The organism is Pseudanabaena cinerea FACHB-1277 (assembly GCF_014696345.1).
GTDB lineage: Bacteria > Cyanobacteriota > Cyanobacteriia > Pseudanabaenales > Pseudanabaenaceae > Pseudanabaena > Pseudanabaena cinerea.
This window is the reverse complement of the sequence record NZ_JACJPY010000054.1, coordinates 1-24,332: the sequence shown is the minus strand read 5'-3', so window position 1 is coordinate 24,332 and position 24,332 is coordinate 1. Positions and strand designations below refer to the sequence as shown.

Annotated in this window: 23 protein-coding genes and 1 tRNA gene; 10 read left to right on the top strand and 14 right to left on the bottom strand. The window is 45.9% G+C overall.

Going from position 1 to position 24,332, the window contains the following annotated elements; genetic code table 11:
• Positions 1 to 24: 24 nt before the first annotated feature.
• Both H6F44_RS15300 and H6F44_RS15295 read right to left on the bottom strand, forming a co-directional pair.
• Positions 25 to 960 (bottom strand): UDP-glucuronic acid decarboxylase family protein, encoded by a 936-nt coding sequence (locus H6F44_RS15300; RefSeq protein ID WP_190351894.1) that lies wholly within the window; start codon positions 958 to 960, stop codon positions 25 to 27.
• A 2-nt stretch (positions 961 to 962) separates the two neighbouring features.
• Positions 963 to 2,516, bottom strand: a complete 1,554-nt coding sequence (locus H6F44_RS15295) for an SLBB domain-containing protein (RefSeq protein ID WP_190351893.1) — start codon at positions 2,514 to 2,516, stop codon at positions 963 to 965.
• Between the two features lie 152 nt (positions 2,517 to 2,668).
• Between H6F44_RS15295 and H6F44_RS15290 the strand changes: the two genes are divergently transcribed.
• Positions 2,669 to 3,511, top strand: coding sequence for an HAD-IA family hydrolase (locus H6F44_RS15290; protein ID WP_190351892.1), 843 nt, complete (start codon positions 2,669 to 2,671; stop codon positions 3,509 to 3,511).
• A 43-nt stretch (positions 3,512 to 3,554) separates the two neighbouring features.
• Positions 3,555 to 4,709, top strand: a complete 1,155-nt coding sequence (locus tag H6F44_RS15285) for a cysteine desulfurase family protein (RefSeq protein WP_190351891.1) — start codon at positions 3,555 to 3,557, stop codon at positions 4,707 to 4,709.
• On the opposite strand, the gene H6F44_RS15280 is transcribed toward H6F44_RS15285, so the two are convergent.
• Positions 4,706 to 4,888, bottom strand: a complete 183-nt coding sequence (locus H6F44_RS15280) for a (2Fe-2S)-binding protein (protein WP_190351890.1) — start codon at positions 4,886 to 4,888, stop codon at positions 4,706 to 4,708. The genes H6F44_RS15285 and H6F44_RS15280 overlap by 4 nt on opposite strands.
• Positions 4,889 to 5,111: 223 nt before the next feature.
• Here H6F44_RS15280 and bfr (H6F44_RS15275) point away from each other — a divergent pair, with 223 nt between their 5' ends.
• The gene (bfr, locus tag H6F44_RS15275; protein WP_190351889.1) at positions 5,112 to 5,576 is read left to right on the top strand and encodes a bacterioferritin; all 465 of its coding nucleotides are present in this window, start codon (positions 5,112 to 5,114) and stop codon (positions 5,574 to 5,576) included.
• A gap of 41 nt (positions 5,577 to 5,617) precedes the next feature.
• The gene (bfr, locus tag H6F44_RS15270; RefSeq protein ID WP_190351888.1) at positions 5,618 to 6,085 is read left to right on the top strand and encodes a bacterioferritin; all 468 of its coding nucleotides are present in this window, start codon (positions 5,618 to 5,620) and stop codon (positions 6,083 to 6,085) included.
• 65 nt (positions 6,086 to 6,150) lie between these two features.
• On the opposite strand, the gene H6F44_RS15265 is transcribed toward bfr (H6F44_RS15270), so the two are convergent.
• Genes H6F44_RS15265 through H6F44_RS15250 form a run of 4 tightly spaced genes read right to left on the bottom strand, consistent with a single transcriptional unit; the run spans position 6,151 to position 9,254 of the window.
• Positions 6,151 to 6,897, bottom strand: a complete 747-nt coding sequence (locus H6F44_RS15265; RefSeq protein WP_190351887.1) for a cobalt-precorrin-6A reductase — start codon at positions 6,895 to 6,897, stop codon at positions 6,151 to 6,153.
• A gap of 13 nt (positions 6,898 to 6,910) precedes the next feature.
• Complete coding sequence (gene mreD / locus H6F44_RS15260) at positions 6,911 to 7,465, bottom strand: rod shape-determining protein MreD (RefSeq protein ID WP_190351886.1); 555 nt, start codon at positions 7,463 to 7,465, stop codon at positions 6,911 to 6,913.
• 5 nt (positions 7,466 to 7,470) lie between these two features.
• Positions 7,471 to 8,217 carry a rod shape-determining protein MreC gene (gene mreC, locus H6F44_RS15255; RefSeq protein ID WP_190351885.1) on the bottom strand — a complete coding sequence of 249 codons (747 nt, stop codon included), beginning with the start codon at positions 8,215 to 8,217 and terminating at the stop codon, positions 7,471 to 7,473.
• 11 nt (positions 8,218 to 8,228) lie between these two features.
• Positions 8,229 to 9,254, bottom strand: a complete 1,026-nt coding sequence (locus H6F44_RS15250) for a rod shape-determining protein (RefSeq protein WP_190351884.1) — start codon at positions 9,252 to 9,254, stop codon at positions 8,229 to 8,231.
• 241 nt (positions 9,255 to 9,495) lie between these two features.
• Here H6F44_RS15250 and H6F44_RS15245 point away from each other — a divergent pair, with 241 nt between their 5' ends.
• Positions 9,496 to 9,960, top strand: coding sequence for an SRPBCC family protein (locus H6F44_RS15245; RefSeq protein ID WP_190351883.1), 465 nt, complete (start codon positions 9,496 to 9,498; stop codon positions 9,958 to 9,960).
• 108 nt (positions 9,961 to 10,068) lie between these two features.
• On the opposite strand, the gene H6F44_RS15240 is transcribed toward H6F44_RS15245, so the two are convergent.
• Positions 10,069 to 10,530 (bottom strand): Fur family transcriptional regulator, encoded by a 462-nt coding sequence (locus H6F44_RS15240; RefSeq protein WP_190351882.1) that lies wholly within the window; start codon positions 10,528 to 10,530, stop codon positions 10,069 to 10,071.
• A 149-nt stretch (positions 10,531 to 10,679) separates the two neighbouring features.
• On the opposite strand from H6F44_RS15240, the gene H6F44_RS15235 reads away from it, so the two are divergent.
• Entirely contained in the window at positions 10,680 to 11,879 is a 1,200-nt protein-coding gene (locus H6F44_RS15235) for a class I SAM-dependent rRNA methyltransferase (RefSeq protein ID WP_190351881.1), read from the top strand.
• A gap of 7 nt (positions 11,880 to 11,886) precedes the next feature.
• Here the strand turns inward: H6F44_RS15235 and H6F44_RS15230 are convergent, their stop codons facing one another.
• On the bottom strand, positions 11,887 to 12,537 hold the full coding sequence (locus tag H6F44_RS15230) for a Uma2 family endonuclease (RefSeq protein ID WP_190351880.1): 651 nt from the start codon (positions 12,535 to 12,537) through the stop codon (positions 11,887 to 11,889).
• A gap of 148 nt (positions 12,538 to 12,685) precedes the next feature.
• On the opposite strand from H6F44_RS15230, the gene H6F44_RS15225 reads away from it, so the two are divergent.
• The gene (locus tag H6F44_RS15225; protein WP_199302151.1) at positions 12,686 to 14,083 is read left to right on the top strand and encodes a dihydroorotase; all 1,398 of its coding nucleotides are present in this window, start codon (positions 12,686 to 12,688) and stop codon (positions 14,081 to 14,083) included.
• Between the two features lie 14 nt (positions 14,084 to 14,097).
• Here H6F44_RS15225 and H6F44_RS15220 read toward each other — a convergent pair whose 3' ends face one another.
• The 4 genes from H6F44_RS15220 to H6F44_RS15205 form a co-directional block, all read right to left on the bottom strand.
• The gene (locus H6F44_RS15220; protein WP_190351905.1) at positions 14,098 to 14,508 is read right to left on the bottom strand and encodes a (2Fe-2S) ferredoxin domain-containing protein; all 411 of its coding nucleotides are present in this window, start codon (positions 14,506 to 14,508) and stop codon (positions 14,098 to 14,100) included.
• 253 nt (positions 14,509 to 14,761) lie between these two features.
• Positions 14,762 to 16,237 (bottom strand): Asp-tRNA(Asn)/Glu-tRNA(Gln) amidotransferase subunit GatB, encoded by a 1,476-nt coding sequence (gene gatB / locus H6F44_RS15215; protein ID WP_190351878.1) that lies wholly within the window; start codon positions 16,235 to 16,237, stop codon positions 14,762 to 14,764.
• Between the two features lie 162 nt (positions 16,238 to 16,399).
• Positions 16,400 to 18,016: an apolipoprotein N-acyltransferase gene (gene lnt, locus H6F44_RS15210; protein WP_242016595.1), complete on the bottom strand. Its 1,617-nt coding sequence runs from the start codon at positions 18,014 to 18,016 to the stop codon at positions 16,400 to 16,402.
• A gap of 148 nt (positions 18,017 to 18,164) precedes the next feature.
• Positions 18,165 to 18,986: a DUF928 domain-containing protein gene (locus tag H6F44_RS15205; protein ID WP_190351877.1), complete on the bottom strand. Its 822-nt coding sequence runs from the start codon at positions 18,984 to 18,986 to the stop codon at positions 18,165 to 18,167.
• A gap of 1,161 nt (positions 18,987 to 20,147) precedes the next feature.
• Between H6F44_RS15205 and H6F44_RS15200 the strand changes: the two genes are divergently transcribed.
• Positions 20,148 to 21,158, top strand: a complete 1,011-nt coding sequence (locus H6F44_RS15200) for an RNA polymerase sigma factor, RpoD/SigA family (protein WP_277874124.1) — start codon at positions 20,148 to 20,150, stop codon at positions 21,156 to 21,158.
• Between the two features lie 70 nt (positions 21,159 to 21,228).
• On the opposite strand, the gene H6F44_RS15195 is transcribed toward H6F44_RS15200, so the two are convergent.
• Positions 21,229 to 21,301 (bottom strand) — tRNA-Val (locus H6F44_RS15195).
• Positions 21,302 to 21,485: 184 nt separating this feature from the next.
• On the opposite strand from H6F44_RS15195, the gene H6F44_RS15190 reads away from it, so the two are divergent.
• Positions 21,486 to 21,758: a hypothetical protein gene (locus tag H6F44_RS15190; RefSeq protein ID WP_190351876.1), complete on the top strand. Its 273-nt coding sequence runs from the start codon at positions 21,486 to 21,488 to the stop codon at positions 21,756 to 21,758.
• On the top strand, positions 21,755 to 24,088 hold the full coding sequence (locus H6F44_RS15185; RefSeq protein ID WP_190351875.1) for a ComEC/Rec2 family competence protein: 2,334 nt from the start codon (positions 21,755 to 21,757) through the stop codon (positions 24,086 to 24,088). The genes H6F44_RS15190 and H6F44_RS15185 overlap by 4 nt, the downstream gene beginning before the upstream one ends.
• The last annotated feature ends 244 nt before the right edge of the window (positions 24,089 to 24,332 follow it).

Here is a 24,332-nt window from a genome sequence, read left to right as displayed (position 1 = left end):
TCGTTTTTGATTTGTTAATTTACCTTACGCTTCCTTAAGGCGATCGCGGAAATAGGCGATCGTTTTTGACAGCCCCTCTTCCAATGCCACAGTTGGCTCCCAACCTAAATGGAACTTGGCGGCACTTATATCGGGCTGGCGGCGTTGGGGATCGTCTTGAGGCAAGGGTTTGAAGATTAATTCAGCATCGGGATTGATCATCTTTTGAATGGTTTGCGCCAATTGCAAAATTGTATATTCCCCAGGATTCCCCAAATTCACTGGTCCAATGTAATTACCGTTCATCAGACGGATTAACCCTTCCACAAGGTCAGAGACATAGCAAAAACTGCGGGTTTGAGAACCATCACCATAAACAGTGAGGGGAATGCCTTTGAGGGCTTGGACAATGAAGTTACTGACCACGCGCCCATCATTCTCCAACATCCTCGCGCCGTGAGTATTGAAAATTCGCGCTACCCTAATCTCGGTTCCAAACTGACGATGGAAATCGAAGGTGAGGGTTTCGGCGATGCGTTTGCCTTCGTCATAGCAGCTACGAATGCCCGTACAGTTGACATTGCCCCAATATTCTTCATGCTGAGGGTGCAGTAAAGGATCGCCATAAACCTCAGAGGTGGAGGCAAGTAAGAGTCTTGCTGAACATTGCTTGGCTAGTTCCAACATATTTAGGGTTCCTAAAAAGTTGGTCTTAGCAGTCTTGATCGGGTCAAACTGGTAATGCACAGGCGAAGCTGGGCAAGCAAGGTGATAGATCTGATCTAGTCCTTCAATGGCGATCGCCTCAACAACATCATGTTGAATAAATTGAAAATTGGGATGATCTAACCATTGGGCGTTATTTACCGTTGCACCTGTATAGAGATTGTCCAAACAGACAACTTGATGTCCTGATTCCATGAGGCGATCTACTAAGTGAGAGCCAATGAAGCCAGCACCGCCAGTAACGAGGATTTTCATAGTTATCTTCTAATCAGGTTATTAATCAAAGAGAAGGGAGTGACAATATTGCCAAGGAAACGGGTTGCCGAATTGAGAATGCCTGAGCCAAAGGAGGGGCGAATCACAATCACATCGCGATCGCGCAGTCCAGGATTAGAATCTTCATTAAGCGGTAAATTGAGGTCAGCAACCAAGTTGCGCCGCATAATCGAACCATCGGGATTAACGCGATAGAGTTCTACCGATCGCCAGTCTGCATCATTGGTGAGCCCGCCTGCAAAGGAAATTGCCTCTGTAAATGAGCTATTGGGGCGCAGTTGCAATGGTCCTGGGCGCACGGCTTCGCCCACCACCTGCACGGTGATAATCGTGGGAGAGAAGGTGGCTTTAGAGATTTGCAAATAGTCGACGGGGTTGGGCTTATCTAGGCGTGGCACAGTAATCAAATCGCCATCGGTAAGGGTGATATCTTGACCGAGATCGGCTTTGGTGATTAGCGCTAGTAAATCAGCCTTAATCACAGTACGCTGCCCTTGATCGTTGATGCGCGAGATCTGCACATTACGAATGTCAGCAACCTCGGTAACGCCGTTAGCAGCTTGTAAGGCACGACTGAGGGTAACAGGCCCCCCTGCGGAAGCAACACCTGCGGCGGCGGTCGAGCCAGTTAAGCCTGTGGAAACAATGCCATTCCTTGAGTAGATTAGCGTTTGGGGTCCAACACGATTGACCTCACCCACGATCGCAATTTGGATCGCATAGCTATCAGGGGAAAAGGTGGAATTGCTGACTAGGCGGGTTTGGGATGTGCCAACTTGGGCGAGGGGCGGCACAAGGATTGAGTCACCATCCAGAATTCTGACATCTTGGCTAATGTCACCCTTTTCTAGCAAAGATTGTAGGTTGACGTTAATGATCCTGCGTCCCGCCGCCCCATCGCGCCGCGAGATTTGAATATTACTGATGTCTGCCCTAGAGGTAATACCCGAAGCGGATTCTAGCGCCCTAGTCAAGGTGGCAGCATTTACACCTGCGCTGGCATAGCTCAAAAATCTAGGACCTGGACGATTAACTTCACCAACAACGGCGATATTGAGGGGGCGGGGCGCAATCAAGGAAACATTGACAATGTTGCGAACGAGGAAAGGATTTAGCTTTTCGCGGAGGAGAGCATTGGCTTCATCTAGCCCTAGTCCTTCAAGCCTAACTGCACCGATGAGGGCAATATTAATCGTACCATCGGGGGCGATCGCTTGATTGCCAGACAATTCTGGCACATTAAACACATCAATTTTGATCGTATCCCCCGCCCCTAGGGTATAGCGGAAACTGTCAAGAGATTCGGTAACGCTGAGGCTAGCTGGCTTACTGTTGAGTTCATTAAGCGATCGCAGGTTGCTGTTGCTTGGGGCTGCTGGTTGTGGTGAGACTGGATTTGTTTTTTCAATGGTCATCTCCGTAGTCTGTGCCAACATTGGCAGGGGCGCACTAGCTATGACTGCCAGTAACAGCATTTGGCTTATTTGACCAATTTGGCTAAATTGGCTCAGCCCATTTCTTTGAGATATTCGCATAAAACACTCCTTTAACCTTAAGCACGGGTTTATCAAATTAGTCATCAAAAGCTGCGTAACTGCCATAATAATTGACTGTTGCATTGGCTGTCATTGTATCAGCACGACCAATTTAAAACATCAGTTAGACTGTATCAATTAGACTGTATTTTATGCGACCACCAGAATCTAAGCCCAGCGCCAAAACACTAAACCAACTCCAATCCACTGCCAAAACCACTCCTAAAGTCATTTTCTTGGATGCTGTTGGCACATTGTTTGGAGTGCGCCATAGTGTGGGCTTTCAGTACGCTAAAGTTGCGGCAGATGTCGGAGTGAAGTTAGATGCCGAGGCGATCAATCAAGCTTTTTATCACAGTTTTAAATCGGCTCCGCGCATGGCTTTTCTAGGTTTAGCGCCAACAGAAATTGCGATCGCTGAATATCAATGGTGGCTTGCCTTGGCAGAGCAAACCTTTAGCATTACTGGTGACTTGCGTAAGTTTGCGGATTTTGAGCATTTTTTTAAAATCCTTTACGCATACTTTGCCAAAGCCGATCCTTGGTTTATCTACCCAGAGGCGATCGCCACTCTGACAGCTTGGCGCAATCAAGGCATTACCTTGGGCATACTCTCCAATTTTGATAGTCGGCTCTATGCTGTCCTTACCGCGTTGCAATTGAATCAATATTTTGACTCGATTACCATATCCACAGAAGCAGGGGCAGCAAAACCCGATCGCCTCATTTTTGAGAAAGCCTTAGCCAAGCATAATTTATCAGCGAACTTATCAACGAACTTATCAACGAATTTAGCCTGGCACATTGGCGATAGTTTCGCTGAAGACTATCAAGGTGCATTAGCAGTGGGGATCACGGCTTTCTGGCTAAACCGCGATCGGCAAACTAGTCATAACCCTGAAAAACAAAGTGCAGCAACGATTTTTTTGCTCAGTGATTTGCTCAGTGATTTGCTCAGTGATTTGTCCAGTGATTTGTCCAGTGATTTGATTTGACCCTCCTCAGCCTGAAAACGTGAGGATTATTGAAAAATTAACCATGCAACGTCCCATATATCTAGATAACCATGCCACTACCCCCCTCGATGAACGGGTGCTAGAGGCAATGTTGCCTTATTTTCGGGAATCCTTTGGCAACCCCGCGAGTGTAGGACACTTTTATGGATGGGAAGCTGAAGCGGCTGTGAAGATGGCAAGATCGGCGATCGCTGCGGGGATCAATGCCGATCCCGCAGAAATTGTATTTACCAGTGGGGCAACGGAAGCTAATAATTTGGCGATCAAGGGCATTGCTGAGGCCTATCACCAAAGGGGAAGACATCTGATAACTGTCCAAACCGAACATAATGCTGTGCTTGATCCTTGCCGATATTTGGAATCTCTTGGTTTTGCGGTAACTTATTTGCCTGTGCAGCCAGATGGCTTGATCGATTTGCAGGTTTTAGAGCAGGCTTTGCGCGATGACACGATTTTGGTTTCGGTGATGATGGCTAACAATGAAATCGGTGTGTTACAACCGATCGCCGCCATTGCTAAAATTTGCCGTGATCGCCAAATTATTTTCCACACCGATGCATCTCAAGCGATCGGCAAGGTTCCCATCAATGTGCAAACGATGCAAATTGATCTGATGTCGCTCACTGCCCATAAGGTATATGGTCCCAAGGGCATTGGCGCTTTGTATGTACGGCGATCGCCTTCGAGAATCGCGATCGCGCCTCAAATGCATGGCGGCGGACATGAAAGGGGAATGCGCTCAGGCACAATCTATGTACCGCAAATAGTTGGCTTTGCCAAGGCAATTGAACTGGCGATCGCTTCTCAAATACCAGAGCAGCAAAAATCCTTAGAACTGCGCCAACATCTTTGGCAAAGGCTAAAGACTCTAGACAATATTCAATTAAACGGACATCCCACCCAGAGACTAGCAGGCAACCTTAATATTAGTTTTTCAGGGATTAAGGGAGCAGCACTAATGTTGGCTTTGCAACCAATAGTTGCCATTTCGACTGGCGCAGCTTGCTCATCCGCCCAGACCAAACCTTCCCATGTCCTCACGGCGCTGGGGCATTCCCCCGAACTCGCCCATGCCTCCATTCGCTTTGGCATTGGCAGATTTAACACCCTAGCAGAAATTGGGCAGGTGGCTGACCAGATCATTAACATATTGCCATCTTTACAGCGCCATCTTTAATCAGCGATCGCGGACTTGCAGACGCATCGGCTCAAAACTTGATCGGCATACTTAGTGCAGTTGCCGCATTGCGTACCCAGCATTGTTAATTCTGCTAATTTCATCACCGAAGAAGCACCGTTATTCACGGCTTTTTGAATATCTTTTTCGGTTATTGAATGACAAATACAAACGTACATATTATTAATTACCCTTTTTAGGAGCGGTTTATCTTTTTGTTTTTATGTTATCTTATTGCAATTAATTCTTATTATCAAGCATGGCGAGATCCTAGTCAAGTATTCCAAATAGCAGTTCACAAAGTGCTAGATTAGGAAAGTAAGCAATGCCCCATGTTTTTACAAATGCTACTATTTGCGTTAAACAAACTACGGCATCCACTTAAATCCCTCAGGTAAATCAATGCAAGGCAATCCAATAGTAAAAACTCAGTTAAACGAATCTCTCAGATCAATCTTGACAGCCATCAACCAATATTTTCTCCATGCAAGGATGTGTAAAAATTGGGGCTTAAATCAACTCAATGATCATGAATATCGCTACTCCATCAAGGCAATGAAGCAAGCCGATGTCTTGATTGAACGGGTGTTGTTTTTAGAAGGACTACCCAATCTGCAAAATTTAGGTAAGTTGCTAATTGGCGAAGACGTACCTGAGCTATTGCAGAATGACCTTACCCTATGCACAGAAATCCGTAGCGGACTCAGCGCCGCCGTAGTGATCTGTGAGACCCAGCAAGATTATGTCAGTCGTGATTTGTTTGCCAAATTGGTGGAGGAGACTGAAGAGCAGATCGATTGGCTAGAGTCTCAACTGTGGCTAATTGAGAATTCGGGCTTACCCAATTTCTTGCAATCAATGATCTAAGTTGATATCGGTTTTAATTTCACAAATAGTTGAGGAAATATATGCAAGGCAGTGAGAAAGTTTTACAACAGTTGTCGAAGCTGTTGAGTGGAGAATTAGCAGCGCGGGATCAGTACTTTACTCACTCGCGGATGTACTTAGACTGGGGCTTGAACAAGCTATATGAGCGCATCAACCATGAAATGCAGGATGAGACTCAGCACGCTGCCATGTTGATTGAGCGGATTCTTTTTCTCGGTGGTACGCCCAATCTTTCAGTGCAAGATGCGATCAATATCGGCAAGACTGTGCCAGAGATGCTACAGAACGATCTTGATTATGAATATAAGGTCATGGTGGATCTTAGGGAGGCGATCGCTGTTTGTGAGAGCGAACAGGATTATCACAGCCGCAATATCCTGTTGGTTATCCTCAAAGACACAGAAGAAGATCATGCCTATTGGCTAGAGAAGCAACTCAAGTTAATTGCCAGTCTTGGCTTGCAGAATTATTTGCAATCACAGGCATAAAACCCATGATTTTAGCGTGGGGCAATTCACAAATTGCCCTCAATCTTGCCTGTTTTGCTTCAGCCCTAATACAGTTGCCTTTCTAACCACACCAGCACATCTTCACAACTTGACACTTTGTCGCCATCAGGCAACCTAGGACGCTGTACCATCACAATCGGGATCTGCAATTCTCTAGCCGCTTGGAGCTTGGCAGAAGTGGCAGCACCACCACTATTTTTACTAACAATTATTTCAATTTGGTACTGCTCAAGCAACTGTCGCTCTGCCTCGAAGCTAAATGGCCCTCGATCAAGAATTATTTGGCTATGGGGCAGTACGATCTCAGGGGGATCAATGGCGCGAATGAGATACCAGGTCGCCGATCGCCGCGATCGCTCTAAAAAAGGTTCTAATTGTTGTCTTCCTGAAGTAATAAACACCCGCTTAATGGACTCAGGAATTGCCTGTGCCGCCGCTTCTACTGTCGCCACTTCAATCCAGCGATCGCCATCAACCTGTTCCCATTGAGGGCGCACCAGCATCAAAAAAGGAACTTGGGCTTGCTGGGTGGCGATCGCTGCATTCTGCGTAATTTGTCCCGCGCAAGGATGGGTGGCATCAATCACATAGTCAATACAGTTTGTGCGTAAATAGCTAGCCAAACCCTGCACCCCGCCAAACCCCCCAATACGAACCTGCCCCACCAAAGCGGCTGGCTTTTTAGTGCGACCTGCAAGGGAGCTAATTATCTCTAGTTCAGGAATTGTCGCTAATTTTGCCGCTAATTTCACCGCATCGCCCGTGCCGCCCAAAATTAAAACTTTTTTCATGTGCCAATAACTTTCAATCTTCACGACCCTCTAGCGATCGCCACCATCGACTCAGAGGGAAATAGACCACAGGCGACCATAAACTGCTCACGATTGCCGAGCCAAGGGCAATTCTTTGGTGCAGTAGCCAGATAGTATTGGCATCACTGCCCATATATACCAGTTGGATCGCGTGCATTGTCTCCACGATGACTGCCATCCCAAATACAATGAGGGCGATCGAAATAAAATCTTCCTGCACATAGCGCTGCTTTTGCAATAGCGATGTCAAACCACTGGCGATCGCCAGACCGATCATATGGGTTGGCACTGCATTTAAACCATCTGCCTGCACCACTGTCATACTATCCTGCACCAATCCCAGCGCGATCCCAGCCATGACCGCCAACAAAACAGGACGATTGACACTCCAAGCCACCAGCCAGATCAATAACCAATTAGGCGCAATCCCCATCAAGGTCATCCCTGGCAAGCGTGTATACATCGCTAACACACAGACAGCGATCGACAAGGTTGTAATCGACCAATTGATCAACTTTGTAGTTAAAAGCAGCTTGCGATCGAGCATTGAGGCTATGAACCTTCTAGAAAGGGATAGACCTTGACATATTCCAACAAGCCAAGGGGCGTTGAAAACTCAACGATCGCCTCAGGCGCAGGCTGCTTGTCCAAATTAATCGACTTGACACGCCCCACAGGAATACCCTCTGGGAAAAGAGTACTAAATTGGGATGTCAGCACAATATCGCCAACCTTAACATCGGGATCGCGTTCAAAAAACTCCAGCGTTGCCGTATTTTGGTTCTGTCCCTTAAGCATCCCGCTAAAGCGACTGCGACTGACCACCACACCCACCTGACTATGGGGATCACTAATCAGCAAAACTTGGCTGCTATTGGGCGATACGTGGGTAACTCTACCCACCAGACCACCCGATGCTACTACCACCGCACCCGCCTTGATACCATCATTCTGCCCCTTACTCACCAATAACTGATTCCACCAAGAATCTGCACCGCGACCAATGACAGCCGCCCATACCTCACTGCCCTTAGTAACCCGCTTGATGCCAATCAGATCCTTCAGACCTTGATTTTGTATCTCTAGTTCAGTCAGGCGATAGCGTAACTCCCTGACCTGAGCATCTTGTATCAACTCCTGTTTGGGAATAGAAGCGTGAAAAGGACGACTCAAGAGATGATAGGTTTCCATAATCGCCACACCCTGAGTTTGACGAATCAACCAGGCAACACCCACACCGAGAGCCACAACGCCAGTTTGTACACTATAGCGTTCCCACCAACTACGAATTGATTCCATGAAAAACTTACCTACAAATTCTTCAAGCGACTGGTAAGCACACGACCCAGATTTTTATAATCTTCAAGAACACGACCCGCCCCAATCACCACACAATTGAGCGGAGCAGGAGCAATATGAGTGACGATACCTGTCTCATGGCTGATGAGAGTGTCAATACCATTGAGCATAGCGCCACCACCAGCCAGCATGATGCCGCGATCGATGATATCGGCGGCTAGCTCTGGGGGAGTGCGCTCTAGGGTGCGCTTAACAGCTTCAATGATTACCGATAGTGGTTCACTCATGCTTTCACGCACCTCCGATGACTTGACCGTGACCGTGCGTGGCAGACCTGACAGCAGGTGCAAGCCCCTCACCTCCATCGAAGTTTCTTCTTTGATGGGGTAAGCTGAGCCAATTTTGATTTTAATTTCTTCAGAAGTCCGTTCACCAACCACAAGGTTATGCACGGTTTTCATATACTTCATGATGGCTTCACTGAGTTCATCACCCGCAACCCTGACAGATTCGCTCAAAACGATCCCTTGCAAACTCATTACAGCAACCTCGGTAGTACCACCGCCGATGTCAATAATCATGTTGCCAGTTGCTTCGGTGACGGGTAAACCTGCACCGATCGCTGCCGCAATTGGTTCGTCAATGGGGTAAACCTCACTTGCCCCAGCACGACGGGCAGCATCCATCACAGCTCGCCATTCCACGCCTGTAACGCCACTAGGAATACCGATCGCAATGCGAGGATTGAATACACCTTTTTTAACTTTTTGAATAAAAGACCGCAGCATTAGCTCTGCCGAGTCAAAGTCAGCAATTACGCCATCTTTGAGAGGACGCACAGCGATGATGTCACCTGGGGTACGCCCAATCATTTTATTGGCTTCATCACCAACGGCATAGGCGGTCTTGTCGCGTTGATCGATCGCAACAACAGATGGCTCCTGTAAAACAATACCTTCGCCCGACACATATATGAGTGTGTTAGCAGTACCGAGATCAATGCCGATGTCTTTAGTAAAATGGCGAAATAAACCCACAGTGAACTCTTCCAGTGGTCAAACTAGCTGTATCAACATAATACTTTATTACGTTTGTTGTCATTTAGTCTAGTTATCTTAATAATCACGATAATGTCAGGATGTCAACATTTATAGCCGTAGTCTTTTGCTTTTGGGCTTAAATGCTCTGCCTGATCAAAAATCTTTCTTGGTTTTCGGTCAGCACGAGGCGCTGTAGCTATAATATTCTTAATATTAAGCAAACATTTGAGATAATCCAATGAGCGATTGGCTAGATCATACTGTCCAAACTGAAGTGGCTATTCCAGTAGAATATGCTTGGTCTTTGTGGTCAGACCTACAGGCGATGCCCCGTTGGATGAAATGGATTGATTCTGTTGATATTACTAGCGATCCCGAAATATCGGCTTGGAAACTGGGGACAAACGGATTGACCTTTACTTGGCGATCGCGCATTCTTAAACAAATTCCCAATCAAATTATTCAGTGGGAATCTATCGGCGGTCTTCCTAATCGCGGGGCAGTGAGGTTTTATGGGCGCTCCAATGCCACCACTGTCGTCAAACTCAGTATTGCCTATGCCATTCCTGCGATCGGGCAGTTGATGGATAATTTATTTCTCGGTCAAGTAGTGGAGTCGACATTGCAGGCTGATTTAGAAAGATTTCGAGTTTATGCTCAGAAAGATTTTGCTGCTAAGCAGGTTAGCCCAGAAAAAATGTGAAGCTTAGACGGATATGCTGTCACCAAGTCAATAGTGTGGCAATAGTGTGGCAATAGGCTGAGGATAGTTGCACTGTAGATGTTCCATATAGGTTCAGTGATGCATTGGTCACAGGATCGATCTTTGCCCTTCAGGACTTACCCCAATTATCGTAAGCTGACAGTCTAAAACTGAAAAACCATATTTATCAGCAACTTTTTTGCTAATGGTGAGAATTTGGTCATTCTTAAATTCGATCACGCGGTTAGTTTTCACGCAAACTAAATGATGATGATGGTGGGGCTTGGGTTGGTTAATTTCATAATGTTTGTGATCTTCGGTAAGTTCTAATTCTCGCAATATACCCATTCGTGCCATCATTTTGACAGTGCGGTAGATGGTGGAAAGACTAATATTTTCACCCTGTTGCTTCAACCGTTCGTATAGATCTTCGGCGCTAAGATGCTCGCCTTCAGGCAAATTCTGAAAGGTACTTAAGATTACCTCACGCTGCGGGGTCATGCGACAACCCTTAGAATTTAATTCAGCCTTGAGGGATTCGGGTGAGTAGGTGGTCTCCGCAGAGGTCATGACATTATCAATAACGGTTGCTTCTTGAGAATAGCATACAGTGTTTAGCCTTAATATAAAAATCTCAAAGAGGGAGAGGCGGCGCGAAGCGCCGCCATCTTTGGTTTTGATTTTATGCTATGTTAATGTGCCTATCCAGACAGGAGTGAATGGCTATGCTACCCCGTGCGATTATTCACCGTAAAAAAGTTGATGCGGTTCAGCGCTTTCATCCTTGGATATTTTCAGGGGCGATCGCCAAAATGCAAGGGAACGCCAGTGATGGCGATCTAGTGGAGGCATATAGTGAGGATGGTAAATTTCTAGCGATCGGGCTATGGGGCATGGGGAGCATAGCAATCAAGGTGCTGTCGTTTCAGCCAGTGTCATCTATGCAAAGCTTGTGGCGCGATCGCCTCAGTCAAGCTTTTATACTCAGGCAACAATTAGGCTTAATCGATAATCTAGACACCAATTGCTATCGCCTAATCAATTCGGAAGGTGATGGTTTAGCGGGTTTAATTATTGATATTTATGGCAGCACGGCGGTTTTGCAATGCCATTCTGTTGGTATATACCGCCACCGCCAAGAGATTGCGGAAATTCTGCTCGACATCTATGGCGATCGCCTCCAAGCTGTTTATGACAAGAGCGCCTCAACCCTCTCCCGCAAAGCGCAATCGCAATCGCAGGATGGTTTATTGATTGGCGAAAAATCTAATGATAGTGCGGAAGTTTGGGAATATGGACATCGGTTTATTGTCGATTGGGAACGCGGTCAGAAGACAGGTTTTTTTCTGGATCAAAGGGAAAATCGGCGCTTGTTTGGACGATATGCCAAGGGCAGAAAGGTGTTGAATACCTTCTGTTATTCAGGTGGATTTTCGGTATATGCCTTAGCCGCAGGTGCAAAACAAGTGCATTCCATTGATAGTTCTGTGAAAGCGATGGAATGGACAGACCGCAATATCGCTGCTAATTTTGATGCTGATCGACAATCTCTGCATCAATCCTTTGCGGGTGATGTGTTTGACTTTCTGAAACAATGTGATGACGACTACGAAGCGATCGTGCTTGATCCGCCCGCCTTTGCAAAAAGTTTGTCGGCAAGACATTCGGCAATGCAAGCCTATCGCCGTTTGAACTTGCAAGCTATGTCAAGGCTAAAAAGTGGCGGATTGCTATTCACATTTTCCTGTTCGCAGGTGGTGAATGTGGAGAATTTTACGGGTGCAGTGACGGCGGCGGCGATCGAGTCAGGTCGGACTATTCGGATTTTGGAGCATCTTACCCATCCGCCCGATCATCCCACGAGTATTTTCCATCCTGAAGGTGCTTATCTCAAAGGTTTAGTTTTGAGCGTGATTTAGTCTTCCGCTAAGCCGCCATAATTTGTTCAACGGTGAGATTTAATTCTGGGAATGTTGCAGAAATTAGGCGATCGCTGTTTTGAAATCTTGCCATTTGATATTTGCCCTCTGTGTCTAGATTCAATATCAACACAGAAGGAAGTTTTGGGTCTCCTAAATAATCACGCGAACCGATCGCCAAGTAATCAACAATCCAGTATTCAGGAATGCCTAAACGCGCATATTCATCAAGTTTATCAATATAGTCATCTTCCCAGTTGGTTGAGACCACCTCAACCGCAAGTTGAATTGGCTCACGGATACCCCGATAATCAAGGCGATCGCGCCGCCATAGATCACGATTAATTACACTGACATCGGGGTGTCTGCCCTGTTCTTTGCCTTTTTTATTTATGGTTAAAACCGCCGTCACATCATTAACCACATAGTTTAAGGATAGTCGATCAATCTCTCGATCAAAGCTCTTTAAAATTAGCCAAGCAATATCGTAATGAATTCTTGTTGCTAAAATTTTTACCATTTTGCCATCCACAAGTTCGTAGCGACCATCTTCAGGACATTGTTCTAAGAACTGATCGAAGCTCAGATCTAGGTTTTTCCCTTGCTCTAATTTTGAGCTGGATTCTATCCCAGATTTTGATTGAGTGAGTGTAATCATTGATTTCCTCAAAATGCTTAGCCTGAATTATATCAAGTAAAGAAATGGCGTAGCCATTTCTTTATCTGGATGTGGGCGCTCACTTGTAAACGGCTATGGACGCTATACAATGGGTAAACGCACAGGACAAGCGCATAGGAATTTTATTTTGAGCATACTAATTCGACAAGGAACGATTATTTGCCCTGATAATCAGACCTTACAGGGCGATCTTTACATTCGTGATGGCAAGATCGCGGCGATCGCGGAAACCCTCAACCCTAACGAACTCAATGATGATTCTAGTACTGACTTGCAGCCATTACAGATTATTGAGGCGAAAGGCTTAACCCTAATGGCAGGGGTGATCGACCCGCAGGTGCATTTTCGTGAGCCGGGGCTAGAGCATAAGGAAGATTTACGCACTGCTAGTCATGCCTGTGCAAAGGGTGGGGTAACTAGCTTTTTGGAAATGCCGAACACGCGACCATTGACCATTACTCAGGCTGCGCTAGATGACAAATTGCAAAGGGCGGCTAGTAAGTGCGTGGTTAACTATGGCTTTTTTATTGGTGCGACGGCGGAGATCCTGCCCGATCTATTAACCGCAAATCCCACCTGTGGCATTAAGATTTTTATGGGATCGATGCATGGTGATTTGTTGGTGGATCAGGAAGAAATTTTAGATCGGATTTTTTCGCAGGGCGATCGCCTCATTGCTGTCCATGCCGAAGATCAAGCTCGCATTGCTCAAAGAAGAATAGAGTTTGCTGATAGCCAAGATCCTGCTAAACATTCACTCATTCAAGACAATCAAGCGGCACTCAATGCCACCAAATTAGCGGTTAAGCTCTCCCAAAAATATCAGCGCCGTCTGCATATTTTGCATATGTCCACAGGGGAAGAGGCAGAATTTTTGCGGGAGCATAAGCCTAGCTGGGTAACGGCTGAGGTCACGCCACAGCATTTATTGATGAATATCAGTGCTTACTCCCAAATAGGTTCGCTTGCTCAAATGAATCCACCCTTGAGATCGCCCCGTGATCAAGAAATCCTATGGCAAGCACTTTTAGATGGGGTCATTGACTTCATTGCCACCGATCATGCCCCACATACCCTAGCCGAGAAAGGACTAGCTCAGACCTTAGAACAACCCATAACAGTGGCAACCTCAAGGGCAGACACAATTCTTTTAGAGCCTGCCAATGTGCCATCGGGAATGCCAGGTGTTGAAACTGCTCTTGCGTTGATGTTGACAGAGGCTATGAAGGGAAGATGCACCGTACATCAGGTCAGTCAATGGATGAGTGGCAATGTGGCTAAGGCTTACAAGATTGCCCATAAGGGCGAGATTCGGGTTGGTTGGGATGCGGACTTAGTATTGGTCGATCTCCATAATTACAAGCCAGTCCGCAACGAGGATCTGCTTACTAAATGTGGCTGGAGTTCTTTTGCGGGTTGGGAACTAACGGGTTGGGCTGACACAACGATTGTGGGCGGTCAGGTGGTATATGCCAATGGCAAGGTCAATGCGGATGTGCGCGGTCAAGCGTTACAGTTCGGATAGATTGGTGTTATGGCTTATTGAGGCTTTAAGTTGTATGGTGGCGCGATCGCAAAGGCATAATCAGAAACGATTTTACCGCCGATAATGTGGGTTTGTAGAATATTTTCAATTACGGCGCTAGTTGCTGAATGATACCAGACCCCATCGGGATAAACCAGTAAAATTGGTCCGCGATCGCATACACGCAAACAATTAGCTTTGGTGCGAAATACCCTAGTGTCTAGATTTAATTCTTTAATTCTTCTCTTTAAATAGTCCCAGGCCTCAATACTCAGTTCCTTTTGACAGCATAGGGGCTTAGTTTGATCGGCACATAAAAATATATGCTTCTGAATATGGGGAATTGCTAGGTTTTGAGCGCGGATTGCCAAATTTGCAAGAATCTGATCAGGGTCAGTTTCTTGTACAGATTCCAATCGAGACATAACAGAATCAAGATCAAGATCAATTGACTTTTCCTCTGAATTAGGATTTTTAGGGATGGTCATAGTGCGATACTTCTTTTCTCTGTCTAAGTTACAAGGTTCAGATTCCCTAAAGCCCCCTAAAAAAAGGAGGGCTTTTTTAATCTTTTTACTCTTTCGTAAGTGGCGGAACAGTTATCATTTTTTGCGGAAATAACAAACTTTCAGATTTGTGTAGTTCCTAATGGTTTCCTATGGGCTTGCTAATAGTTTCTTAAGCCGATAGCTTATCGGCAATCAGCTTATTGGTAGATTGCGGTTCGGCGCGTCCTTGGGTCTTTTTCATTACCTGACCGACAAAGAATCCGAGTAGCTTAGTTTTACCGCCCTTGTACTGTTCCACTTCCTTAGGATTCGCGGCAATTACCTCATCAATAATTTGTGCCAGCGCATCCCCAGCCAGAACCGTTAAGCCCTTAGCTGCCACTAGTTCCCTGACGGAACCACCACTAAGAATCAACTCAGGCAAGATATCCTTAGCAATTTTGCTGCTGATTGTGCCGTTGGTAATTAAGCCAATCATTTCTGCCAAAACCGCAGGCGTAATCGCAATATCACCGATCTTGAGCTTATTTTCATTGAGATAAGCAGTGATGTCTCCCATGATCCAGTTAAAGGATTGTTTAGGATCAGCACCTGCGGCGATCGCTGCGTCAAAAAATTCGGCGATCGTGCGATCGTCAGCAATCAGTGCGGCATCGTAGGCGGTTAGCCCAAACTCATCGCGATAGCGTTGGCGTAGGGCAGCAGGTAAAGTTGGCAATTCAGCGCGATAACGCTCTAGGGTGCTGCGTGGCACTTCGATCGCCATTAGATCGGGTTCGGGGAAATAGCGATAGTCGCTGGCTCCTTCCTTAGAGCGCATACTGATGGTGCGTTGGCTATTTTCTTCCCACAGCCGCGTTTCCTGTTTGATGGTTTCGCCCGACTCGATCGCCTCAACTTGGCGATGGATTTCATAGTCAATGGCGCGTTGAATGGCATTGAAGGAGTTCATATTTTTGATCTCCACCTTCGTGCCGAATGCCTCGCGTCCCACAGGACGCACCGAAATATTTACATCACAACGCAGAGAGCCTTCCTGCATATTGCCATCACAAACACCGAGATAACGCAGGATACGGCGCAACTCTTGGGCATAGGCGGCGGCTTCCGCCCCCGATCGCATATCTGGTTCCGATACAATTTCGCAAAGCGGCACACCCGTGCGATTAAAATCTACCAACGAGTGACTAGAACCCGATAGGCGATCGCTCCCTCCATGCACCAATTTACCTGCATCTTCTTCCATGTGCAGACGGGTAATGCCAATGCGTTTAGTCTGTCCATCCTCTAGCTGAATTTCGAGCCAGCCATGCTCAGCGATGGGCAGGTCATACTGTGACACCTGATAATTTTTGGGCAGATCGGGATAAAAATATTGCTTGCGATCAAACTTGCTATGGGGGGCAATCTGACAATTTAAGGCAAGTCCAGATTTTACAGCATATTCCAATACCTTTTCATTGAGAACGGGCAGTACCCCTGGCATGCCCAAGCAAACGGGGCAAACATTGGTATTGGGGGGGGCCCCAAACTGGGTTGAGCAGTTACAAAATATTTTGGAGGCTGTGGTCAACTGACAGTGAGTTTCTAAACCAATGACAGCTTCATATTCGGTCTTGATTGTAGCGGTTGCGGTTGCGGTCATAGTGATGATCTTCAGGTGATCTTTAGATGCTGTCAAGTTATTATAGCAATCACTGAAGTGACATACTCAGCATCCGCAGGTTTTACTCACTGAGTACTAACTGGCAAAATAGTTTCCTATCTTCGAGGCAGACTCCCTGTGTCCCAAGGAGTGAATATGGATTCACTGCCGCTCAATTTTATTTCTGAGAAGTATTGCTAGAGAAACAAGGCAAAGTAAGGGGGTGAGCCAATCTCCCCAGAGGACATAGAGGGTTTTGGTATCCCTTAAGTAGACCTTTTGCAGATGGGTTTCATAGGTGTTGACATCGGATAGCCATACTGTGCGACCATTGGGATCGACAAATCCTGAATAGCCCGTATTTGTTGCTCGCACTGCCCAGCGATCGCTTTCGATCGCTCGTGCCACATCTTGAGCATGGTGTTGTGCCGACATATAGGCAGCAAAGTGAGCATTGTTAGAAGCCGATAGAATTAACCTGCCCCCTGCGGCGGTTTGGAAACGGAAAGTGGCTGGATAGGCGGATTCATAACAAATACCCACGATAAATCGCCCCCAAGGCGTATCCACTAATTGTTCGCTAGAGCCAGCCTCCACCTCTCCACGCAAGGGCGATAAGCGCCTAATCAAGCTGCCTAAAATTGGTTTAAAGGGAATATATTCACCAATGGGAACAAGACGTACCTTGTCATACCTTCCCAAAATTTGATTAGAGCCATCAATCAAAAATAGAGTATTAGTGTAATTATTGACATCTTCCGTATTCGGGTTACGGGTTTTGCCGAAACCGCCTAGCCAGACTGGAACGCGATATTTTTCCACCATGCGATCAAAAGGGACGCGGCGCGGATTGTAATCGGGATAGAGAAAAGAGAGGGCAGTTTCAGGAGTCACAATCATTTCGGCTCCTTCCTGTGCAAGTTTCTCATAGCCCTTAGTATAGTTGTTAACCGCAATTTCCCAGCCCTTGGGCTTGACTGTGAGAGGATTGGGAAAGTTGCCCTGAATGATGCCAGCTTTGATCGCCTGACCGTTGCTGCTTGCCATGCGATCGCGATCCATTGCCCATGTGCCATAGATCGCCATAGTGCTGATTAGCAAGAGTGCCGCGATCGCATAGCGCCATTGTTTAACTAACCCCAGAGGAGAAGTGGCAGCGCGAAGCGCCGCCACTTCTCCTCTGGGGTTAGCCATAAATTCGCGCCAAGGCTTTTGTAATAGAGTTTCTGCTAAAAGTCCATTGAATGCCACGATCGCCGAGGTCATGGTTTGCTGTCCCGAAAGGCGGCTAACCTGCAATAGCAACAAATCATGGGGACTTTGGGTATAGCCCAGAGCAGTCCAATAGAGGGGTCCCCAACTCCAAACAATTTCCAAGCCGCTAAACACCGCACAGGCGATCACAATCCGACTAAAGATGTTTAATCTATGGGTCAACAGACTCATCGCACCCACCCACAAACTTGATAGTACTGCCCCCCATGTGGTGATGATTAACCAAACTAGAGAGGCGATCGCCAAACTTGACCACCAAGGCACACCCATCCATTCCAGAGGATGCACGGAAGTAATCCAAAATAGCGCCATGCCATGATAACAAAAGCCCCAAACCGCCCCTGCGGCGATCGCCGCTTTCACCTTAAGTTTCTGCCCTAAAATCCAGAGGGGAACTAAGCCCACCCAAGCCCACCACCATTGGCTAAAAGGATCGGGAGTCAGCCCCATCAAGATGCCACCAAGGGCAGCAAATAATAGATTTTGCAGGTTTTGTATTTTCAAATTTTGATTCAATTCACAACAACAGATCTTATTGAAGCTTCATGTAGTACAGAGAATTTCTGAAAAGGAACACAAGGCGTTTATTTCCAAAAATTCTCTGGGTTTTAAGTCAGCGCCAAGCACTGCAATACCACACTTCCCTTAATTGTTAACGTCTAACACGAGGTACTAAAGGCATATCCACCGCACTCAAATTAGCATCCAATTGAGTCAAGAGCTTGGTAATATTACCCTCTTGCTCCTTACTAAAAGCACTATGATTTTTAAAACCATCCTTCAATAACTTGCTACGCTCATCGCGGGCTGTTTTATCCTGCGGATTTGCGGTTAGCCAATTAGTATAAGCATCGATCGCATCATACCAATAGCCATTTTGAGCATAGATTCTAGCTTTCGCCAGATGATCTTTGGCATTGGTGATGGCAGCCAGCACTTTCGGATCATCATCACGGCGAATAGGCGCATTAACATCCACCTGCGAAGCCCCGCTATTAGCCTGCCAGCGTACTTGCCAACGCTGTACTTTGCCGACAACTAATTCTGGCGCATCTTTGGGCATTGTAAATCTATATAACCCTGGTTGATCCGCCACGCCTTCACCCACAAAGACCGATCTAGCTGAGCGATCGCTGCCATCTCGTAAAAACAGAGTGATCTTAAAACTTTGTTTGCTACTGCTTGAGCTAGGAATTGCTGTAGCTGCGGGATTGGTGACACTAGTTAGATTAGGAGGGGCGATGTACCAATAAAAGGTTGGGCGGGCAGCTAGGGTCTTAGCGCCATCTTCAGGCACAATCATCGTAATTTGGGGAAGGCTGCCGCGTGTCGCGCCGCCCGTACCCGCCGATGGTGGCAATCCTAGACCATACTGAGCGATCGCCGATGATGGAGTCATTAAAATCGGTGCAGTGGCTAGGCAAATAGCACTAATACTAAATACGTTCAATGTATTGAAGATATTCAAAGACATAGCGATCGCACCTCTGAAAGATTTGCTAAAAGATTTGAATTATGTCGTCTGTTGATTAGCATAAGTTCCCTGAAATCGTGAAGTTCGATATTCCTTGACGCTGCCAATGTTTTTTGATTTTAAATTACTGTGGCAACCTTTGAGGCGATCGCATTGACAATGGCGCGAAATGTTTCTACAGAGAGCAATCACCTAGGATGATCATTCAGAATCAGCCTAGGCAAAGATTATCAGTCCATTGTCTAGGGTTGACACGCTCCAAGTTCATCCAAGTGAGTGATTGAATGTAGAGATTATATTTTGCTATTTTTCTCTAAATATTAATTTTATTAGTTTTGTAAACTATTAATTTCTAGGCTTAAGGAAACTAAAAACCTAGAAAGCCATTCTGCTTGCTTAGCAGACGCAATGGCTTCTGATTCAATGACTGCATCATATTTCAGGGAGATTTTTAGAGAAATTTAGATTTTTAAATAGCTAGACATGAGTGAAGTGAATAAGTAAAGCAAAAACCAAAAAATTTGTGCCGCCCGCGTAGCGATCGCTACAAGCTCGAACTTTAATTTTTAATTAAACTGAGCTAATTAATCATATCAATCAATCTTTTGATAACAGGTAAAATTAATAATTCTTCCGATCAAGGCTTACCATTCATCCTCTAAATAATTGGTACAACAAAATAGAAATAGAAAAATAGAAATAGAAACTTTGACCTCCTAATTTTAGTCCTGTTTGGCTATATACCAAAAGCAAAACTGCAAAGCTTCATCGTAAAACCATTAGATATTAACAGATGGCAATAAGTATTTATACTTAGTCAAATCAATTCTAATCCTGACAGGAAACAAGGCGGATATACATACACCAATATTTTGACTTTTTCAATTGACTTGTAATAATATGTAACCCTAGACATAAGAGAAAAATTGATTAATCTTGTATTATACAAATCAAACTTGATAGATATGATAAATAAGCTAACTGAATTTACAAAACTTAAAGATAATGACTTTTAAACGTCAGCCCTCTCCATAACATTGGAGTGTAGAAGCTACTCCTCTATCTTCTGGTTAACTTTTACAATTTGAGCTTCTTTTTTTAGGTTTTCCGAATGTCAGTGAAGCGCTTAAAGATGCTTAGTTTATAAAATTTAGGAGCGATATGTCTGAAGAACCATTGACCCCAACCACATCCAAGACAGTGGATAGGCAAGCTAACAAGCAGGTCGGTCTGTCTGCTGACATGGTTCGCACTTACTTACACGAAATTGGCAAGATCCCGTTGCTAAGCAATGAAGAAGAAATTGTCTATGGTAAGCAGGTGCAGCAGATGATGGCGCTGTTTGAACTGCAAGAAAAAATTGTCCAGGATAGCGATCGCTTACCAACTGAGCAAGAATGGTCTGAGGCGGCAGGCTTGGCTCCTGAAGTCCTACATAAAATTATCCGTGTGGGTACGAGGGCTAAGCGCAAAATGATTGAGGCAAATTTGCGCTTAGTGGTTTCGGTAGCTAAGAAATATCAAAAACGAAACCTTGAATTATTGGATCTAGTTCAAGAAGGCACTCTAGGATTAGAGCGTGCTGTAGATAAGTTTGATCCTACTAAGGGCTTTAAGTTCTCGACCTATGCCTATTGGTGGATTCGCCAAGCAATCACTAGGGCGATCGCGCAGCAAGCTAGAACGATCCGTCTGCCAGTGCATATCACCGAAAAGCTCAACAAAATCAAGAAGGCGCAACGCCATTTATCCCAATCATTAGGACGGGTGGCAACGGTTGCCGAGATTGCCCATGAGCTAAATATCAAGACCGATCAAGTGCGTGAATGTCTATCCCTATCCCGTCAGCCCATATCTTTGGATCTGCGGATTGGCGACAATCAAGACACTGAGTTGGCTGAGTTGCTTGAGGATACGGGGCGATCGCCTGATATTTATGTTGAGACCGAATCTTTGCGAACTGACATTCAAAGTTTGCTAAAGGAGCTACCCGAAAAGCAGCGTCAAGTTATGGTGTTGCGCTATGGACTAGAGGATGGTCAGGAAATGTCTTTGGCTAGTATCAGTAAGCGCATGGATCTTAGTCGTGAGCAGGTACGTCAGCTAGAGAGGCAAGCAATGGACTATCTGCGGAAGCGCAAGGTCAGAATGCAAGAATATCTTGCCAGTTAACAAAAAAGACCACGCAATGCGTGGTCTTTTTTGTTTTTAAGTGTTTTTAAGTGTTTTTAAGTGTTTAGTATGGGCGCTGAGGGACTCGAACCCCCGACATTCTCGGTGTAAACGAGACGCTCTACCAACTGAGCTAAGCGCCCTTTCTTTGAGGCTTTAATAATATAGCAGATTGAGATCGGGTTTCGTCAACCTTTTTTCAAAATTTATTTTCATATAGGCGCAAACTATATAGCTTCGTCATTTTGGGCTTTGGTATTATTTCCTTGCTAGGCTGTTATCATGCTTTGCATAGAATAACCCTAGATTTAATTGCCGTTTACGCTCATGGAAGCTTTCAATCCAACACCGCCAGAGTGGATCGAAAAGGCTATGCACGCCCGTGGGTTTTGCTGTCATAAGTGTGGACAGCCCCCCAGTCAAGCAAAAGCCGTGTGGATTAACCGTCGATCGCCTGTATATACTGAAAATCATCAAAGGAAGTGGCAGGAGTTTTATCATTGCGAATGTGAAGCAATTTGGTGGGCATGGAGCAGCGATCGTCCTCCTTCCGAATTTAGCGATCGGGTTATCCGTCCAAATTATGACGATCTTCTATGAGAGAGCCAATCCTCTTAGTTTTAGCCATATCCTTTATTGCTGGAGCTTTTGCCAGTTTTTTAACAGACTGGATGGCTTTCTATGTGGTCTTGGGTATCGGTATAGGGTTGTCTTTGCTGATTCCTGCCCTATGGCAGTTAGGACCCAAGCGCTGGGTGTATTTACTAGGAACGGTGATCGCGCTATTGGCTTGCTTTTATGTGAAATGGCGTACCCCCCAACCACAGGTTAATGACATAGCCAAATATGCTCCTTTATCTAACGTGGTGGTGCGTGGTCAGGTCTTGGAGCCGCCGACCTTGACCCGTAGTGAGAGAGCGCGGTTTGTGATGGCGATCGCCGAGGTTAATCTGGCGGGTAAAACGGTGCGTCCCTTGCCACCCAATTCTCCGCCCCCTGCCACTGAAAGCGAGAATGTTGCCGCAAAATTTATCCCTGCATCGGGCAAGCTCTATGTGACAGTGCCATTGATCGAGGTGACGGGTTTACGGGCGGGACAGGCGATCGAACTATCAGGCAGATTGTATTTACCGAGCCGTGCCGATAATTTTGGGGCGTTTGACTTTCAGTCTTATTTGGCACGACAGGGGGTATTTGCTGGCTTGAGTGGGCGATCGCTAATTTTGCAGGGTGATTCGCCCAGCTTTGGCGAATGGTGGTTTATTAGCCGTATTGTCCGCGCCCATGTGATGGGGGCAGGTGTGCCAGAAGGATCTTTGCTGAGTTCCTTGGTTTTGGGTGGTCGGGCGGTGGATCTGCCCAGTGATCTCAAGGATGAATTTGTAAAGGCGGGTTTGGCGGCAATATTAGCGGCTTCAGGGTTTCAAGTAACCTTAGTTTTAGGAGCAGCGATCGCCATTAGCCGCAAGAGTTCTTTAAAACTGCAATTTCTATCGGGGTGTCTATGCTTAGGTGGCTACCTATTGCTAACGGGAGCAAGTCCTTCGATCTTACGGGCTGTGTTGATGGGCTTTGGTAGTTTGATGGGAATGTTGGTGCAGCGCCGCAGTCGTCCGATCGCGGGCTTGATCGTGACGGCGGTTTTGTTATTGATCTATCAACCATTATGGATTTGGGATTTAGGATTTCAATTTAGTTTTTTAGCAACCTTAGGATTAATGACCAGTTCAAGGGCGATCGCCCAATATTTGCCCTGGCTGCCCCCTGCGATCGCGGATTTATTATCTGTCCCCATCGCCGCCTATGTCTGGACAATCCCATTGCAATTGTTGATCTTTGGCAAAGTGGCAATCTACAGCCTAATTGCCAATGTCTTGACCACACCCATAGTCACCATCGCCACCTATGGCGGCATTATTAGCGGCGTTTTAGGGATTATGTTTATTCCCCTAGGCGCGGCGATCGCTTGGTTACTCTATCCATTGCTAAGGTTGACGATCGTGATCGCCCAATGGGTGAATACTTTGCCGATGGCTAGTACTAGCATTGGCGAAATTAGTATCTGGCAAATGCTGATCGCCTACGGTCTATTGATGGCAATCTGGCTAGGCGCTTGGCTGCATAAAAAACAACGCTGGACGATTGCCTTTACATTTTTCTGTTTGGTATTGTTTGTCCCCAATGCGATCGCCCAAGCCAACACTTTTCAGATTACTTTGCCATTCTTTAATGATGTGCCAATTATGTTAATCAAAAGTCAAAATCAAACAGTGCTAGTCAATAGTGGTGATCGCCAGTTTGCCAGTTTTACACTGCGACCAATGTTAGCCAAATCGGGCATCAATCGCTTAGATTGGGCGATCGCCACAGATACGCAGCCAGATTTTAGTGACGGTTGGAATGCTTTGGTTGCAGATGCGGTGCAGATCGGGCAGTTTCGGGATGTCAGTCTAGGGGTTGCCCCCAAGGCTTATCAAAGTCTGCAACAGGCACTCTTGAGTAGCAAAACTGCGACCGCATCCCTAAAGCTGCGTGAGTCATTAACGATTAACGATCAGGTGCAGATGCAATTAATTAATCAAGCCCCTGATATTTTTAAACTAAAAATTGCTGATCTCACATGGTTACTAATTGCCAATAATGATCCCAAATCACAACAAGCGATCGTTGCTAAAAAGGAACTATTACCGCAGTTAGCCGCCGATGTGCTTTGGTGGACAGGCGGTCAGATTGAACCCGCCATTTTGCAGGCGATCAATCCTAAAATCGCGATCGCCTCTGCCACGAGCGTTGTCGAAGCGATGATCAATCAACTGTATGAAAATAAAGTTAGGGTATTTTGGACAGGGCGCGATGGCGCGATTCAATGGACTCCTAGCCAAGAATTTTACACATTGCGCGATCAACAGGATGGGCGATCGCCTATTTAATTAAAAATTAATTAAAAAAGCTTTGTAGATCGCAGCAAAGTTACGATTCATAAGATTTTGCCTAGACCACTTAAACCTCAGCAGGTTCCAATGTTAAAGAATCAATCCCCGAAAATCCTACAAATTATTAATCACAGGGTCTTTTACTGAGGGGGTGACAAAGACATCTAAAACGTAGCCGTGACAAGCTGCATAGCCCTCTTACCTCGTTGATAGTAGGTTAACTTATTGGGAGCTAGTTTCA